The organism is Photorhabdus caribbeanensis, assembly GCF_018448885.1.
Lineage (GTDB): Bacteria > Pseudomonadota > Gammaproteobacteria > Enterobacterales > Enterobacteriaceae > Photorhabdus > Photorhabdus caribbeanensis.
Genome location: NZ_RCWB01000003.1, coordinates 74,416 through 91,425, shown reverse-complemented (window position 1 = coordinate 91,425; position 17,010 = coordinate 74,416). Strand labels below are relative to the sequence as shown.

At 43.5% G+C, this 17,010-nt stretch carries 18 protein-coding genes; 6 read left to right on the top strand and 12 right to left on the bottom strand.

Features of this window, described 5'->3' with window-relative positions; translation table 11 throughout:
- Positions 1-98: 98 nt before the first annotated feature.
- From glmM to rlmE, 4 genes are all read right to left on the bottom strand, one after another.
- The gene (glmM, locus tag EAE90_RS03645) at positions 99-1,436 is read right to left on the bottom strand and encodes a phosphoglucosamine mutase (protein WP_214052313.1); all 1,338 of its coding nucleotides are present in this window, start codon (positions 1,434-1,436) and stop codon (positions 99-101) included.
- Complete coding sequence (gene folP, locus EAE90_RS03640; protein WP_214052312.1) at positions 1,433-2,278, bottom strand: dihydropteroate synthase; 846 nt, start codon at positions 2,276-2,278, stop codon at positions 1,433-1,435. The genes glmM and folP overlap by 4 nt, the downstream gene beginning before the upstream one ends.
- Before the next feature lie 84 nt (positions 2,279-2,362).
- Positions 2,363-4,315, bottom strand: coding sequence for an ATP-dependent zinc metalloprotease FtsH (gene ftsH, locus EAE90_RS03635; protein WP_214052408.1), 1,953 nt, complete (start codon positions 4,313-4,315; stop codon positions 2,363-2,365).
- Positions 4,316-4,372: 57 nt separating this feature from the next.
- The gene (rlmE, locus tag EAE90_RS03630) at positions 4,373-5,002 is read right to left on the bottom strand and encodes a 23S rRNA (uridine(2552)-2'-O)-methyltransferase RlmE (protein WP_049585096.1); all 630 of its coding nucleotides are present in this window, start codon (positions 5,000-5,002) and stop codon (positions 4,373-4,375) included.
- Positions 5,003-5,142: 140 nt separating this feature from the next.
- Between rlmE and yhbY the strand changes: the two genes are divergently transcribed.
- Positions 5,143-5,436: a ribosome assembly RNA-binding protein YhbY gene (yhbY, locus tag EAE90_RS03625; protein WP_214052311.1), complete on the top strand. Its 294-nt coding sequence runs from the start codon at positions 5,143-5,145 to the stop codon at positions 5,434-5,436.
- A 133-nt stretch (positions 5,437-5,569) separates the two neighbouring features.
- Here yhbY and greA read toward each other — a convergent pair whose 3' ends face one another.
- Complete coding sequence (gene greA / locus EAE90_RS03620) at positions 5,570-6,046, bottom strand: transcription elongation factor GreA (protein WP_036776530.1); 477 nt, start codon at positions 6,044-6,046, stop codon at positions 5,570-5,572.
- A gap of 260 nt (positions 6,047-6,306) precedes the next feature.
- On the opposite strand from greA, the gene dacB reads away from it, so the two are divergent.
- On the top strand, positions 6,307-7,755 hold the full coding sequence (gene dacB / locus EAE90_RS03615; RefSeq protein ID WP_214052407.1) for a serine-type D-Ala-D-Ala carboxypeptidase: 1,449 nt from the start codon (positions 6,307-6,309) through the stop codon (positions 7,753-7,755).
- Between the two features lie 54 nt (positions 7,756-7,809).
- Here the strand turns inward: dacB and cgtA are convergent, their stop codons facing one another.
- From cgtA to rplU, 3 genes are all read right to left on the bottom strand, one after another.
- The gene (gene cgtA / locus EAE90_RS03610; protein ID WP_214052310.1) at positions 7,810-8,985 is read right to left on the bottom strand and encodes an Obg family GTPase CgtA; all 1,176 of its coding nucleotides are present in this window, start codon (positions 8,983-8,985) and stop codon (positions 7,810-7,812) included.
- 252 nt (positions 8,986-9,237) lie between these two features.
- Positions 9,238-9,495 (bottom strand): 50S ribosomal protein L27, encoded by a 258-nt coding sequence (gene rpmA, locus EAE90_RS03605; RefSeq protein ID WP_011148617.1) that lies wholly within the window; start codon positions 9,493-9,495, stop codon positions 9,238-9,240.
- Between the two features lie 19 nt (positions 9,496-9,514).
- Positions 9,515-9,823, bottom strand: a complete 309-nt coding sequence (rplU, locus tag EAE90_RS03600) for a 50S ribosomal protein L21 (protein ID WP_214052309.1) — start codon at positions 9,821-9,823, stop codon at positions 9,515-9,517.
- Positions 9,824-10,074: 251 nt separating this feature from the next.
- On the opposite strand from rplU, the gene ispB reads away from it, so the two are divergent.
- Positions 10,075-11,046 (top strand): octaprenyl diphosphate synthase, encoded by a 972-nt coding sequence (gene ispB, locus EAE90_RS03595; protein ID WP_214052308.1) that lies wholly within the window; start codon positions 10,075-10,077, stop codon positions 11,044-11,046.
- 21 nt (positions 11,047-11,067) lie between these two features.
- Here the strand turns inward: ispB and EAE90_RS03590 are convergent, their stop codons facing one another.
- Positions 11,068-11,448, bottom strand: a complete 381-nt coding sequence (locus EAE90_RS03590; RefSeq protein ID WP_214052307.1) for a DNA-binding protein — start codon at positions 11,446-11,448, stop codon at positions 11,068-11,070.
- A gap of 76 nt (positions 11,449-11,524) precedes the next feature.
- Complete coding sequence (locus tag EAE90_RS03585) at positions 11,525-11,872, bottom strand: DNA-binding protein (RefSeq protein WP_214052306.1); 348 nt, start codon at positions 11,870-11,872, stop codon at positions 11,525-11,527.
- A 183-nt stretch (positions 11,873-12,055) separates the two neighbouring features.
- On the opposite strand from EAE90_RS03585, the gene EAE90_RS03580 reads away from it, so the two are divergent.
- The gene (locus tag EAE90_RS03580) at positions 12,056-12,322 is read left to right on the top strand and encodes a helix-turn-helix domain-containing protein (RefSeq protein ID WP_011148622.1); all 267 of its coding nucleotides are present in this window, start codon (positions 12,056-12,058) and stop codon (positions 12,320-12,322) included.
- Positions 12,323-12,423: 101 nt separating this feature from the next.
- Here EAE90_RS03580 and mdh read toward each other — a convergent pair whose 3' ends face one another.
- The gene (gene mdh / locus EAE90_RS03575) at positions 12,424-13,362 is read right to left on the bottom strand and encodes a malate dehydrogenase (protein WP_214052305.1); all 939 of its coding nucleotides are present in this window, start codon (positions 13,360-13,362) and stop codon (positions 12,424-12,426) included.
- 456 nt (positions 13,363-13,818) lie between these two features.
- Here mdh and argR point away from each other — a divergent pair, with 456 nt between their 5' ends.
- The gene (gene argR / locus EAE90_RS03570; RefSeq protein ID WP_036776550.1) at positions 13,819-14,289 is read left to right on the top strand and encodes a transcriptional regulator ArgR; all 471 of its coding nucleotides are present in this window, start codon (positions 13,819-13,821) and stop codon (positions 14,287-14,289) included.
- Between the two features lie 45 nt (positions 14,290-14,334).
- Here the strand turns inward: argR and mpl are convergent, their stop codons facing one another.
- Entirely contained in the window at positions 14,335-15,705 is a 1,371-nt protein-coding gene (gene mpl, locus EAE90_RS03565) for a UDP-N-acetylmuramate:L-alanyl-gamma-D-glutamyl-meso-diaminopimelate ligase (protein ID WP_214052304.1), read from the bottom strand.
- Between the two features lie 165 nt (positions 15,706-15,870).
- Between mpl and fbp the strand changes: the two genes are divergently transcribed.
- Positions 15,871-16,875, top strand: coding sequence for a class 1 fructose-bisphosphatase (gene fbp / locus EAE90_RS03560; RefSeq protein ID WP_112877177.1), 1,005 nt, complete (start codon positions 15,871-15,873; stop codon positions 16,873-16,875).
- Positions 16,876-17,010 lie beyond the last annotated feature (135 nt).

Here is a 17,010-nt window from a genome sequence, read left to right as displayed (position 1 = left end):
AATCGCCTGACTGAGTGGGTCTGAATACTAACCAAACCACATCTGATACGCAAGGTTAATTTCAATAATCAGAATCACTTGAGGAAAAAAACAACAAATTAACCAGCGAGTTTCACTGCATCAGCAATACGATGAGCCAAGGCCGTGACTTGTACATCATCTTCACCCTCCACCATGACACGAATCAATGGCTCAGTACCAGATTTACGTAACAATACCCGTCCACGACCATTCAATTCAGCTTCAACAGATTTAGTAATGTTAATTACATTTTCCGACTTAAGTGGATCGTGTGAACCGGAGAAACGAACATTTACCAGCACCTGTGGCAAAAGTTTCATACCACTACACAGATCGTGCAAACTCATATGGTTACGTACCATAGCGCTCAGAACCTGAAGACCAGCAACAATGCCGTCACCCGTAGTTGTTTTATCCAGTAAGATAACATGACCAGAATTTTCGGCGCCTAAACGCCAGCCTTCTTCCTGCAATTTTTCCAGCACATAACGGTCGCCCACTTTAGCACGCAAGAACGGGATACCAAGCTGCTTCAATGCCAGCTCCAATCCCATATTACTCATCAGCGTACCAACAACTCCACCACGCAGTTGTCCTTGTCTCAATGCTTCACGGGCAATAATATAAAGGATTTGGTCGCCATCAACTTTCTGTCCTAAATGATCAACCATAATAACGCGATCACCATCGCCATCGAATGCCAGGCCAACATCTGCCTTTTCTTCTACAACGCGTTGTTGCAATAAACGCACATCGGTAGCACCACATTTTTCATTAATATTGATACCGTTCGGCTCACAGCCAATCGTCACAACATCAGCTCCTAATTCTCTGAGTACATTTGGGGCAATGTGGTAAGTCGCACCGTTAGCGCAATCAAGTACAATTTTCAATCCATTAAGACTTTGCTCACTTGGAAATGTACCTTTGCAGAATTCAATATAACGACCAGCAGCATCAACAATACGATTTGCACGTCCCAACTCTGCGGATTCCACACAAGTCAGTGGCTTTTCCATTTCAGCTTCAATTGCCTCTTCCACATCATCTGGCAGTTTCGTACCGTCAATAGAGAAGAATTTAATACCATTATCATAATAAGGATTATGAGAAGCAGAGATAACAATTCCAGCTTCAGCACGGAAGGTACGAGTCAAATAAGCTACAGCAGGTGTTGGCATAGGACCAGTGAACGAAGCCGACAAGCCAGCCGCAGCTAAACCTGCTTCTAAAGAAGATTCCAGCATATAGCCAGAAATACGGGTATCTTTACCGATAATAATCTTACGAGAACCATGACGAGCCAATACCTTACCCGCAGCCCAACCAAGCTTTAACACAAAATCTGGCGTAATTGGGCTATTGCCCACTTTGCCACGGATACCATCAGTACCAAAGTATTTGCGGTTACTCATAATTTCTTTTCTTCCTTTGCTGAAAGTGTTGCTTCGACAATTTGCATTGCCTGCACGGTTTCTTTGACATCATGCACCCGGATAATTTGCGCGCCTTGCATAGCAGCGACAACAGCACAAGCTACACTACCGATAATCCTTTCTTGTGGCGGTACATGAAGTAACTGACCTATCATAGACTTACGTGACATTCCTGCCAGCACAGGTAAACCAAATTGATGAAATTGGTTTAAGTGTGCCAGTAACTGATAATTATGTGTCAAGTTCTTGCCAAAACCGAAACCGGGGTCAAGAACAAGTTTATCTTTTGCTATTCCTGCCATCACACAACGTTCAATTTGCTCAGTAAAAAATTGTTTCACTTCACTTAACAAATTTTCATAATGTGGCGCATCCTGCATCGTCCGTGGTTGGCCCTTCATATGCATCAAGCAAACGGGTAAACCAGATTTAGCCGCGCTTTCCAAAGCACCAGGCTCTTGCAATGCACGAATATCATTAATCAAATGAGCACCAGCTTTTGCTGACTCACTCATCACCAATGCTTTCGAGGTATCAACGGAAATCCAAATATTAAACCGTTGAGCTAGAGCTTCAACAATCGGAACAACACGCTCCACTTCTTCCTGTTCACTAACTTCATCAGCTCCAGGACGGGTAGATTCTCCACCGATATCAATGATCGCGGCCCCTTCATTAATCATCTTTTCGGCATGCCGTAAGGCCATGTCCAGAGTATTATGAACACCACCATCAGAAAACGAATCTGGAGTCACATTCAAAATACCCATTATTTGTGGGCGAGAAAGGTTGAGAATATTATCTCTGACTCTGAGTTTCATGTCGGGCTACCTTCAATGTCAAAACCCCAGGGCTTACCTGGGGTTTCATGAATATATCAATCAGGCTACGAAACAATGGAACAATTACTGATCTTTATTTCCTGACCGCCCTACCTGTTCACCACCTTGCGCCAATGTATTGATATCACCAGTTGGTTTTGTAGTCTGAGGAGGAGGTGTATTACCCGTTGGGCGACTGTTATTATTGCTGCCATTATCGCTTTCCCATCCAGCGGGTGGGCGCACATTTGTACGATTCATTAAGTCATCAATCTGGGGGGCATCAATAGTTTCGTACTTCATCAATGCATCTTTCATCGAATGCAGAATATCAAGGTTGTCCATCAGAATCTGACGAGCACGTTGATAGTTATGATCGATAATTGCCTTCACTTCCTGATCGATAAGACGAGCAGTTTCATCAGACATGTGCTTAGCTTTAGCAACTGAACGACCAAGGAACACTTCTCCTTCTTCCTCTGCATAGAGTAATGGGCCGAGTTTTTCTGAGAAACCCCACTGCGTTACCATGTTACGGGCAATTGATGTCGCCACTTTGATATCGTTAGATGCGCCAGTAGAAACGCTGTCTGGACCGTAAATAATCTCTTCCGCCAGACGACCTCCATATAAGGTTGAAATCTGGCTTTCCAACTTCTGACGACTGGCGCTGATCTGATCTCCTTCCGGTAGGAAAAAAGTCACACCCAAAGCGCGACCACGCGGGATAATGGTAACTTTATGAACAGGATCATGCTCAGGAACCAAGCGACCAATAATGGCATGGCCTGCTTCATGATAAGCAGTTGATTCTTTTTGCTCTTCCGTCATCACCATAGAGCGACGTTCTGCGCCCATCATGATTTTGTCTTTCGCTTTTTCGAATTCAACCATAGAAACTACACGTCTGTTACCACGAGCAGCAAACAAAGCAGCTTCGTTCACCAGGTTAGCCAAATCAGCGCCAGAGAATCCCGGAGTACCGCGAGCAATGACAGAGGCATCAACATCAGTATCCAGAGGAACCCGGCGCATATGAACTTTCAGAATCTGCTCACGACCACGTACATCTGGCAAACCAACAACAACCTGACGGTCAAAACGACCAGGACGCAGCAACGCAGGATCAAGTACATCGGGGCGGTTAGTCGCGGCAATAACGATAATACCTTCGTTGCCTTCAAAACCATCCATCTCAACCAGCATCTGGTTCAGAGTCTGCTCACGTTCATCGTGACCGCCACCCAAACCAGCACCACGCTGACGGCCCACCGCATCGATCTCATCAATAAAGATGATACAAGGTGCTGCTTTCTTCGCCTGCTCGAACATATCACGAACACGGGATGCACCAACACCAACAAACATTTCAACGAAGTCAGAACCGGAGATAGTAAAGAATGGCACCTTCGCTTCACCCGCAATCGCTTTTGCCAGCAAAGTCTTACCCGTACCCGGAGGCCCGACCATTAGAATACCTTTCGGGATTTTTCCACCCAACTTCTGGAAGCGGCCTGGCTCTCGCAGATATTCCACCAGTTCACCAACCTCTTCTTTCGCTTCGTCACAACCAGCAACATCAGCAAAAGTGGTTTTAATCTGATCTTCTGTCAGCATACGGGCCTTGCTTTTGCCAAAAGACATTGCCCCTTTACCGCCGCCGCCCTGCATCTGACGCATAAAGAAAATCCAGACCCCAATAAGCAATAACATCGGGAACCAGGAAATGAAAATAGAAGTTAGCAGACTTGGTTCCTCTGGGGGTTCACCAACCACTTTTACGTTTTTATTCAGTAACGTATCTAACAGTTTTTCATCCTGTACTGGTAGGTAAGTGGTGTATCTGCTGTTATCTTTCCTACTAACATTAATTTCACGACCTGTGATACGAACTTCGCGCACCTGATCCTGGGCTAATTCATTGATGAAGGTAGAATAATCCACCCTACGACTATTGGAATCGCTGGGACCAAAACTCTGGAATAACGACATCAGCACAACTGCGATAACTAACCAGAGAATCAGGTTTTTCGCCATGTCACTCAAGGGATTAACCTCATATTACAACTGTGTTAACAAATAGCATTCAGGGTACTATAGTTTCCGCCCTGTCGCTACAATGTATACTTCACGCGATCGTGCCCGCGAAGCGTCTGGCTTACGAATTTTCACGTTCGTAAATAGGGAGCGAATTTCCCTCAGGTATTCATCAAAGCCTTCTCCCTGAAACACTTTGACAATAAAACTCCCCCCGGGGGCCAGCACATCACGACACATATCTAACGCCAATTCAACCAGATACATGGATCGAGGAATATCGACCGCAGGTGTTCCGCTCATATTGGGCGCCATATCCGACATGACGACCTGGACTTTGTTATCACCAACTCGCTCAAGCAATGCTTTCAATACAAGTTCATCACGAAAATCACCTTGAAGGAAATCGACGCCAACAATGGGATCCATCGGTAAAAGATCACAGGCAATCACTCGCCCATTATCATTAATTTGACTTACTGCGTATTGAGACCACCCACCAGGAGCTGCTCCTAAATCGACAACGGTCATGCCAGGCTTAAAAATTTTGTCACTTTGTTGAATTTCATCAAGTTTAAACCAAGCGCGAGAACGAAGCCCTTTTTTCTGTGCTTGCAGAACATATTTATCACTAAAGTGTTCTTGTAACCAGCGACTGGAGCTTGCCGAACGTTTTTTATTGGCCATTGTCCTTTCCAACTATACTACGAATAAAGAGCCAGATATCTATTGCTCCATACACCAAAACCACAACACACTATTTATGGTGATAGAGATGAGATGGCGGTAGAATGTCCCGTTTTCAATCCTAACTAAGCAAAAAAACAATGACCCTTAACAAAAAACAAGTACAACACCTGAGAAGTCTCGCTCACCCGCTAAAACCTGTCGTCATGATTGGTAATAACGGCTTGACCGAGGGTGTGTTGGCCGAAATTGAGCAAACGCTGTCACACCATGAGCTTATCAAAGTCAAAATCGCAGGCGAAGATCGTGAAACCAAAAATTTGATCGCCAATGCAATTGTCCGCGAGACCGGTGCATATAATGTGCAAATTATCGGTAAGACCTTGGTTCTTTACCGCCAATCGGAAGAACGCAAAATTATTTTACCTAAATAATCAAACCTCATTTATATAAAATTCCGGGCGCATACTATGATAAAAAAGGCCATCTTCGGCCTTTTTTACTTTCTACACGATCCTTGCGCAATATTACCTAACGTAAATCAGTAGCAACAGGCCAATCCTGAAGTTAAATATATTCAACTTTCAGGATTTCATACTCAACTTCACCACCTGGTGTTTTGATAATAACAACGTCATCAACTTCTTTACCTATCAAACCGCGGGCAATTGGTGAATTCACTGAAATTAAATTTTCTTTAATATCTGCTTCATCATCACCCACAATCCGGTAAGTCTGCTCTTCATCAGTATTAACATTCAAAACCGTAACTGTAGTCCCAAAAATAACACGTCCAGTCTTGGGCATTTTTGTGACATCAATCACCTGTGCATTAGAAAGCTTAGCTTCTATTTCCTGAATACGGCCTTCGCAGAAACCTTGTTGTTCACGAGCAGCATGATATTCAGCGTTTTCTTTCAGATCACCATGTTCACGTGCTTCAGCAATGTCTGAAATAATTTTTGGACGGCGTACGTTCTTTAGATAATCTAACTCTTCGCGCAACTTATCCGCGCCACGTACCGTCATTGGAATCTGTTTCATTTATTAATCCTCTAAATCTTTCCTGAGCAAAAAACAAGCATCATCCTGATGTTTTCAGATAACAGCACAATGAGCACACCTTGTCGGGCGGGCTTACAGACAATAAACAATAGTGCAAACCACAGGGCTACCCGGAGTTCACAATCATATTTTACATATTAATATATCATTCTAACGTAGACTTGGTGATGGGTCATCGTTTACTTTTCCCCACTTTGCGCCTTAGTATTGTGGTACGTCTACATCCATATGCGAAATTTATGTCCTTCTTTAAAATTGCCAGCAGATTAGTTTGCGTTACCACTCTGTATTTAATTACACCCAACGCAAACGCCACGCCCGTTGAGGAATATACGCAATATCTGCCTGATGGTACTAATCTGGCATTAATCGCTCAAAAGGTTGGTGCCAATACCCCATTAATTGATTATCACGGGCAGCAAATGGCTCTACCAGCAAGTACGCTGAAAGTTGTCACAGCTCTTGCAGCATTGTTACAACTGGGTAAAGATTATCGCTTTATCACCACTCTGGAAAGCCACGGAAAAATTTCAAACGGCGTCCTGAGAGGGAATTTAATCGCTCGTTTTGTCGGAGATCCGACACTGACCCGTCAACAACTTCGCAATATGGTCACAGTCCTGAAACAATCTGGCGTGGAAAAAATTGACGGCAATCTTCTGATAGATGTTTCCGCCTTTGCCAGCCACGATAAAGCTCCCGGTTGGGTATGGAATGACATGACCCAATGTTTCAGTGCTCCCCCTGCTGCCGCAATTGTAGATCGAAACTGTTTTTCAGTTTCGTTATATAGTGCTGAACACCCCGGTGATACTGCATTTATCCGCGTAGCATCTTTTTATCCCGTAAATATGTTTAGTGAAGTTAAGACATTGGCAAAAGGCTCTCCTGAAAGCCAGTACTGCGAACTGGACATCATTCCCGGAGAACTTAACCGTTTTACTCTTACCGGATGCCTTACCCAACGCAGTGAACCGCTGCCACTGGCTTTCGCGATTCAAAATGGCGCCAGCTATGCCGGGGCAATTCTCAAAAATGAATTGCAAGTTGCAGGAATTGAAATCACAGGTAATCTCAAACGCCAAAGCCTACCAACTGACCCGGGAAAAGTTCTGGCGCAAAATCAATCAGCGCCATTACATGATCTGCTGAAAGTCATGCTAAAAAAATCTGACAATATGATCGCTGATACCGTATTTCGGACAATAGGCCGACAACACTTTGATATACCTGGTACCTGGCGTTCAGGCTCTGATGCAGTACGGCAAGTGTTAAAGCAAAAAGCAGGTATCGATCTAGGAAATACCGTAATGGTGGATGGCTCAGGATTATCCCGCCATAATCTGATTACTCCAACAACCATGATGGAAGTATTACAGTTTATTGCTCAACATGATCAAGAATTAGATTTTATTTCCATGCTGCCATTAGCAGGTCATGACGGCACACTAAGGTATCGGGGAGGGCTGGATGAAGCAGGAGTAAACGGAAAAGTTTCGGCTAAAACCGGTGCCCTGCAAGGAGTTTATAATCTGGCTGGCTTTATAACCACTGCTAGCGGTCAACAAGTTGCTTTCGTGCAATTTATTTCTGCTTACGCTGTACCGCCAAAAGAGCATCGCAACCGTCGAGCTCCTTTGATTCGATTCGAAAGCAGGCTGTACAAAGATTTATACCAAAGCAACTGATAAAATTGGCGCCACAAATATGGCGCCCTTAACTATGATGAGAAAGTAAAAAAATCAGCGTTTATAAATAACCTCAACGCCTTCGTCGTCATCTTCGTCCCAATCGTCATCCCAGTCATCGTCTATTTCCGAAACCTGTTCCAATTGCTTCTTATGGTAGTCATCCCACATAAATTCAACTTTCTCAGGTTGAGCTTCACCTTCTGTTGTGCTCATATTACGAGGCTGAGTTTTCATAAACTCCATAATATCCCAGCAAAGCGCTTTAACACCCAAATGATTTATTGCTGAGATCATATAAAAGTCGCCTTCCCACCCCAATTCATCAGCAATAGCTTGGGCACGCTGTTTAGCTTCTTCTGGATCCAGCAGATCAACTTTATTGAATACCAACCAACGTGGCTTTTCTGCCAATTTTTCACTGTATTGCTGTAGCTCGTTGACAATAATCCGGGCATTTTCAACAGGATCTGATTCATCAACAGGACAAATATCGATTAAGTGCAGCAATACCCGGCAACGCTCCAGATGTTTCAAGAAACGAATACCCAAACCAGCGCCATCGGAAGCACCTTCAATGAGCCCTGGAATATCAGCCACAACGAAACTTTGTTCGTTATCCATCCTTACTACACCCAAGCTTGGTACCAGAGTGGTAAATGGATAATCTGCAACTTTTGGTTTAGCGGCAGAAACAGCACGGATAAATGTGGACTTGCCCGCATTTGGCATCCCTAGCATACCAACATCCGCCAACAACATCAGTTCCAGCATCAATTCACGGGTTTCACCTGAGGTCCCCATCGTTTTTTGGCGAGGAGCCCGGTTGACAGAAGATTTAAAGCGGGTATTGCCAAGCCCGTGAAATCCACCTTTCGCTACCATTAAACGCTGTTCATGACGAATCATATCGCCTAAAACTTCGCCGGTTACTGCATCACGGACACGCGTCCCAACAGGGACTTTAATCGTGATATCCTGACCACGCTTGCCAGTACAATCACGACTTTGGCCATTCTGGCCACGTTCTGCCCGAAAGGATTTTTCAAAACGATAGTCAATTAGCGTATTGAGATTTTCATCTGCTAGCAGATAAACATCTCCACCATCTCCACCATCCCCACCGTCTGGCCCACCTTTCGGAATATATTTTTCACGACGGAAGCTGACACAACCATTGCCACCATCCCCCGCAACAACCAGTATTCTGGCTTCATCTACAAATTTCATATTTTTTCTCCGTATGATAGCCATTACAGTGCTGGACGGCCGTGTTACCCAGAGATGGCGTACTTTAGAATATAAAAAGCCCCGCAACACATGCAGGGCTTCTGATTCGGTTTATACCCGTTATCTTTCAAGTTGCCTCTTTGTTGGCTGCACTCACTCACCCCGGTAACATAGTTATCTATGCTCCCGGGAATTCGCTCCCTTGCCGTCGCGATGCATCTTGAAATCCATAGGGTTTATAACTCGAAAAACTTATTCAGCTTCAATGCTGATAAATTTACGGTTTTTCGGGCCTTTAACTTCGAATTTAACTTTCCCGTCAGCTAATGCGAACAGGGTGTGATCGCGACCACAACCAACGTTATTGCCAGCGTGGAATTTGGTACCACGTTGACGAACAATGATGCTGCCTGCTAGTACAGACTCGCCACCAAAACGTTTTACACCCAGACGTTTGCTTTCAGAATCGCGGCCATTACGAGTTGAGCCGCCAGCCTTTTTGTGTGCCATTAATCTGCTCTCCTAAATCTTAAGCGATGCCAGTGATTTTAACATCGGTGAACCACTGACGGTGGCCTTGCTGTTTACGGCTGTGTTTACGACGACGAAACTTAACGATTTTAATTTTCTCGCCACGACCGTGGGCAACCACTTCAGCTTTGATTTTAATGCCTTCAACGACAGGAGCGCCGATTTTGATGTCATCACCATTAGCGACCATTAGAACCTGGTCAAACTCAACAGTTTCACCCGTTGCGATGTCCAGCTTTTCCAGGCGAATTGTTTGACCTTCGCTGACTCGGTGTTGTTTACCACCACTTTGGAAAACCGCGTACATATAAACTCCGCTTTCCGCACGCCCCCTTAAATATCATTCCAGAGCGCACTATAAATATTCATAATAGGGCGCGAATTCTACGCAAAAAAGCCTAAGAAGACAAGTGCAGAATTAGAGCAGATGATAAAAAAACATAGTTGCTGAATTGTCATTTATTTAGACTGTTTTTCGAGTACAATCAAGACACAGCAATAACTATTTTAATGTTAATATGAACACAGCTCTGCATTAAAACCCATAGCCGAAAAAATATGAATTTAGAATCTATTATCAAGCTAACCGCTGATGATATGGCAGCGGTAAATGAAACCATTCTTAGTCAGTTGAATTCTGACGTTACTCTTATCAATCAGTTGGGCTACTACATAATCAGCGGTGGTGGAAAACGCCTCCGCCCAATCATTGCCATCCTGGCTAGCAGAGCATTGGGTTATCAGGGTGATAAGCATGTTACTGTTGCCGCATTAATTGAATTTATCCACACAGCGACTCTGTTACATGACGATGTTGTGGATGAATCAGACATGCGACGTGGCAAAGCGACTGCCAATGCCATGTTTGGCAATGCTGCGAGCGTACTGGTTGGTGACTTTATATACACACGATCTTTCCAGATGATGACAGCTCTTAACTCTATGCGAGTTCTTAAGTTGATGTCAGAAGCAACCAATGTCATCGCTGAAGGTGAAGTTTTACAGTTGATGAACTGCAATGATCCGAATATTTCTGAAGATGATTATATGCGGGTGATTTACAGTAAAACAGCCCGATTATTTGAAGTCGCCGCACATGCCTCTGCAATTCTTTCTAACGCCACCCCAGAACAAGAAACAGCTTTACAAAATTACGGCCGTTATTTAGGCACTGCATTCCAGTTAATAGATGACTTACTGGATTATGATGCCGATAGCGATACATTAGGCAAAAACACGGGTGATGATCTTAACGAAGGTAAACCGACATTGCCTTTGCTGCACGCTATGAATCATGGTACTCCAGAACAATCAGCGCTTATTCGTGAAGCAATTGAAAAAGGTAATGGCCGTCATTTACTCGAAACCGTACTGGCAACCATGAAACAGTGCGGTTCACTGGAATATACCCGTAAACGAGCAGAGGAAGAAGCAGATAAAGCAATAGCTGCTTTGCAGGCGCTGGAAAACTCCCCATACAAGCAAGCACTCGTGGGGTTGGCTCATATTGCCGTACAACGCCTTTCTTAATCGATAGAACAAAACCTGGGGTTAATCTGACTCCAGGTTTTTCTCTGCGTCTTCAACACCTACATCAATATAACCAATAAGTTTTGCCAGCCCCTCTCGAAGAATAAATTTCACAATTTTTTCCCGCTCAGCTTTAGTTAATTGATAGTAAGCCTCAATCCAAATTAAGAATGGGTCTTGCCGTTTGTTTGCATAATCAATAGTGCTTTCCCCTACAGATAGCACATTAAGTACATCTTCAGGCAAGCTATTTATATGATATTCAAGAGCCTTGCCCTGAACACCCCGTTTACGTCTATATTCCCATCCTTCCCGCCTTGCCATCAGATTTATTCCCTGTGGCGAAGAAGGAAGTCCGGCAATACCAACCAGCTCTTTAGCTGAGTACCATTCTTTTTTCATACTTTTCTTCTCACTTTGCACCGGGATAATGAAGAAGAATCCAAGTTAGTTGGCATTTTTAATTTCCAAAAATGGGTTAAATAACAGAAAGTTTTTCCAAAAAACTTCTGATACCATCCCGTAAGATCATAGCTGTCACAGCCTGTTTCTCAGATTCTGATAACTGATGGAAAGCACCAACCCAAATCGATAAAGGATCTTGCTTCTGCACCTGATACTCAGAAGATGATTCATGAAGCTCCAGTGCTGCAATGGTCGTTTCCGGGAAACAAGAGTAGTGATACTCGACTGCTTTACCTTGCACACCTTGTCTTTTCTGACGTAACCACTCCTCGCGCTTTGCTCTGGCATTAACTCCTTGTGGTGATCCAGGTAACTCACCCACGCCGATTAATTCCTTGGCCGAATACCACTCTTTTTTCATCACGTTTCTCTATTTTTGTAACCAAGTTCAAAAAAGAAGTTTTTAAGAAAAAATTTGGAAATATTTTTAGAAAAATAATGCTATTTTATTTCTCAATAACAGGTTTAAGTTCGTTATTACTCTCATGCGTACCTGTTATTTATACCACTAATGGCATCAAATTTAATAAAAAAAGGATTAAAAATGATTTCAAGGAAATCTGATTGGCATCCTGCCGATATAATTGCAGCTTTACGCAAGCGGGGAACAACCTTAGCTGAAGTATCACGCAGAGCGGGGCTTAGCTCGTCGACCCTAGCTAATGCGCTATCTCGACCGTGGCCAAAGGGGGAATGGATAATTGCGAATTATCTGGAAATACATCCTTCAGAAATTTGGCCAAGTCGCTATTTTGATCCAAATACTGGAGAATTATTAGAAAGGAAAGTACGCGAACAAACAAATAATTAGCTAACGAATTATATTCGTTGAATAAAAACCGCCGGTAATTCGCTATACCAGCGGTTTTATTATTTCATAGATATATATTTTTTACTTATAAAATATATAAATTAGTTATTAATAAATTTTTCGCCTAATTCTATATCTTTTCTCAATACATCTAGCATGCCTTCCAGCGCTTTCTGCTCAAAATCACTCAACTGACCAATATCCAAACGCTCTTCTACGCCATTTTTACCCAAACGAACCGGCTGAGCAAAGAAGCGAGCATATTTGCCATCACCTTCAACATAAGCACATTCCACAACATCACTTTCGCCTTGTAAGCCGCGGACCAAAGAGAGCCCCAGACGAGCCGCCGCTTGCCCCATAGACAGAGTTGCAGATCCTCCACCCGCTTTAGCTTCAACCACTTCAGTACCGGCATTCTGAATACGCTTAGTTAAGGCAACCAACTCTTCATCAGTAAAGCTCACACCAGGGATCTGCGACAACAGAGGCAAAATTGTCACACCAGAATGACCACCGATAACGGGTACTTCGATTTCCTGTGGTTTTTTATCTTTCAACTCAGCAACAAAAGTATTAGAACGAATAACATCCAAGGTTGTGACACCAAACAAGCGGTTTTTGTCATATACACCCGCTTTTTTCAGCACTTCAGCTGCAATAGCTACAGTTGTGTTGACTGGGTTAGTAATAATCCCAATCAGTGCTTTCGGGCAAGTTTTAGCCACTTGTTCTACCAGGTTACGAACGATACCCGCGTTAACATTAAACAGATCTGAACGATCCATACCGGGTTTACGGGCAACACCCGCAGAAATCAATACAACATCTGCTCCTTCTAACGCAGGAGTCGCATCTTCACCGGCAAAGCCTTTAATTTTCACTTCCGTTGGAATGTGGCTCAAATCAACAGCCACCCCAGGTGTTACTGGAGCGATATCATATAAAGAGAGTTCTGAACCTGAAGGAAGCTGGGTTTTTAGTAGAAGAGCAAGAGCCTGACCAATACCACCGGCTGCACCGAGAACTGCAACTTTCATCCTGATACTCCTTAAATCGTTTATACTTTAAAATGCTGTGAATTCATCTGGTTAAGAACCATAGATTACTACGTTTTTTGAAAACAATCTGTTAACAGCCAAATTGTGGACTTACGCTCTAATAGTGGGACGCAAAAGTCGCCGTATTCTAGGCAAAATGCTTATCTGTTAATGAGATAACGGACACTATTTTGAGAATTTCCCTAAATTTTACGAAATAATCGGCTAAATACCTTACACCCAACAACAACGCCAAACAACATCATTTGATTAACAATATATTTACCTGATAACCAATCAAAAAAAGCAAATTTTCATATTCATGTTTTATGAATTTCTATATAACATAAGAGCAATTTCACACGGTTCAAATTGGCTATAAAATCATTATTATTGCATAAAAATTCATTCATATGCATAATAGCAAGCTTCATAGCTGATTGAATATGGTGAAATATGCGTACTCCCTCTAAACAGGAAGATTTAGTAAAAGCTTTCAAGGCGTTATTGAAAGAAGAAAAATTTAGCTCTCAAGGTGAAATTGTCACCGCTTTACTGGAAGAAGGTTTTGAGAACATTAACCAATCCAAAGTTTCCAGAATGCTCACTAAATTTGGTGCTGTTCGCACCCGTAACGCCAAAATGGAGATGGTTTACTGTCTGCCTGCTGAACTTGGCGTCCCAACAGCCACTAGCCCACTAAAAAACTTGGTACTGGACGTTGATCACAACCATTCAATTGTTGTCATTCGCACAAGTCCCGGTGCTGCACAGCTTATTGCACGTCTGCTAGATTCTCTTGGTAAAGCAGAAGGTATACTTGGCAGTATCGCTGGCGATGACACCATTTTTACTACACCGGCCAGAGGTTTTACAGCAGAGCAGCTACGTGAAGCAATTCTTGGATTATTCGAACAAGAACTTTAAATGAACGCGCCAACAATGGCGCGATTCATTTTCCTGCGGTTATCTTCAGGATCGATGAGCTTTTTTATTCAGTGCAAATAGCAATTTTTCATGAATACCACCGAATCCACCATTACTCATCACCAGAATATGATCACCTTGTTGTGCCTTATCAACAATCATATTTACCAGTGAATCGATATCAGCACTCCAGTAAGCAGGCTGAACACAGCGATCTGCAATTTCTGATACATGCCATTTAATATTCGCTGGCTGAAATAAGAATACTTCGTCAGCACGTCCTAGTGCTGGCGCGATCTCATTCTTGCTGATACCCATTTTCATGGTATTTGAACGCGGTTCCAACACAGTAATAATACGCGCAGTTCCACCAACCTTACTACGCAGAGCTTCTAAAGTTGCCAGTATTGCTGTCGGGTGATGTGCGAAATCATCATAAACAGTAATGCCGTTCTTCTCACCACGTAACTCAAGGCGACGACGTGCGTTAATAAATTCACTTAGAGCACAACAGGCATCTGCTGGCTGGACACCAACATGATGTGCAGCGGCAATTGCAATCAGCCCGTTGCGCATATTATGTTCACCCACCAGCGACCAGTTCACTTCTCCAACAACTTTACCACCATAAAACACCTGATAATTACGACTGTCTGTGCTGATCTTTTTTGCCTGCCAGTTACCGGTTTCACCCACTAGCTCCAATTCACTCCAGCAGCCCATAGACAAAACCTGTTTCAGGTTAATATCGTTATCCGGGACAAGGATCTTACCACTACCCGGAACGATCCTGACAAGATGATGGAACTGTCTCTGAATAGCCGCCAGATCGCCAAAAATATCACCATGATCGAATTCCAGATTGTTTATGATCAGCGTACGTGGGCTGTAATGCACAAACTTAGATCGTTTATCAAAAAAAGCACTGTCATATTCATCAGCTTCTATTACGAAAAACGGGCTTTCCCCGATCTGAGCTGATGTTTCAAAATTCCCCGGAACACCACCAATTAAGAAACCTGGTTTATAACCACAAGCTTCCAAAATCCAGGCTAACATACCCGCAGTTGTTGTCTTGCCATGCGTCCCTGCAACCGCCAGCACCCAACGTTCAGGCAAAACATAATCATGCAGCCATTGTGGGCCAGAAGTATAAGGGAGCCCACGCTCCAGCACAGCTTCTACACAAGGATTCCCACGGCTCATAATATTACCGATGATGACCATATCAGGCGCAGAATCCAACTGTGCCGGGTCATATCCCTGAATCAGATTAATCCCATGTTTTTCCAGTAAGGTACTCATTGGTGGATAAACATTGGCATCAGAACCAGTCACTTCATGGCCAAGAGAACGTGCCAAAATTGCCAGTCCCCCCATAAAAGTGCCGCAGATACCAAGAATATGAATACGCATTGATTTCCTATTCCGTAGCATAAAGTTAGCCACTATTCTAACCATCAAAAGCAAGATAAGAAATGGAATAGCCTATGAATCATCCCTTTCTTTGGCTAAACTGCCCGCGTAAGAGTGCAATTGATACTCTAAAACCACTATCAAATCACATTCAGGACTTTTGTCATGAAAACATTAGGCGAATTCATCGTCGAAAAGCAGCACGATTTTTCTCACGCTACGGGTGAACTCACTGCATTGCTTTCCGCTATTAAGCTCGGAGCAAAAATCATTCACCGCGATATCAACAAAGCCGGTTTAGTGGATATTTTAGGGACCAGCGGTGTGTCCAATATCCAAGGCGAGGTGCAGATGAAACTGGACCTGTATGCTAATGAAAAACTCAAAGCAGCACTGAAAGCACGCGGTGAAGTTGCGGGGATCGCTTCAGAGGAAGAAGATGATATCGTTATTTTTGAAGGAGACCGCGCTGAAAACGCAAAATATGTTGTTTTGATGGACCCATTAGATGGTTCTTCAAATATTGATGTAAACGTTTCCGTCGGTACTATCTTCTCTATCTACCGCCGTATTACCCCCATCGGCCAGCCAGTGACTGAAAAAGATTTCCTGCAACCAGGTCATCGTCAAGTCGCCGCCGGATATGTTGTTTATGGTTCTTCCACCATGCTGGTCTACACCACCGGCTGTGGGGTACACGCCTTTACTTACGATCCTTCTTTGGGAGTATTTTGTCTTTCCCATGAGAAAGTTCAATTCCCACCCAATGGCAATATGTATTCCATTAACGAAGGGAATTACATCAAATTCCCTATGGGGGTAAAGAAATACATCAAATATTGCCAAGAACAAGATGAAGCAACTCAGCGCCCTTATACCACCCGTTATATTGGTTCGCTAGTTGCTGATTTCCACCGAAATTTACTTAAAGGCGGCATCTACATTTACCCAAGCACCGCCAGCCACCCATCGGGAAAATTACGCCTGCTGTATGAATGTAACCCAATGGCATTCCTGGCTGAACAAGCCGGAGGTAAAGCCAGTGATGGCGCTAATCGCATTCTGGATATCATTCCATCTAAACTGCATCAGCGTGTCCCTTTCTTTGTGGGCAGTAAATCGATGGTGGAGAAAGCCGAGAGTTTTATGGCTGAGTTCCCAGATGAGTAATTTCATCGGTTAATGACGGATAAGCGACGGGATTTTTCGTCGCTTTTTTGATTTTAACTAGTTACTTTATTACTGATTGGCGGCCACCTAACAGATCACCTTCAATAAAATGGCGACTGCACAAAATCGTGCACA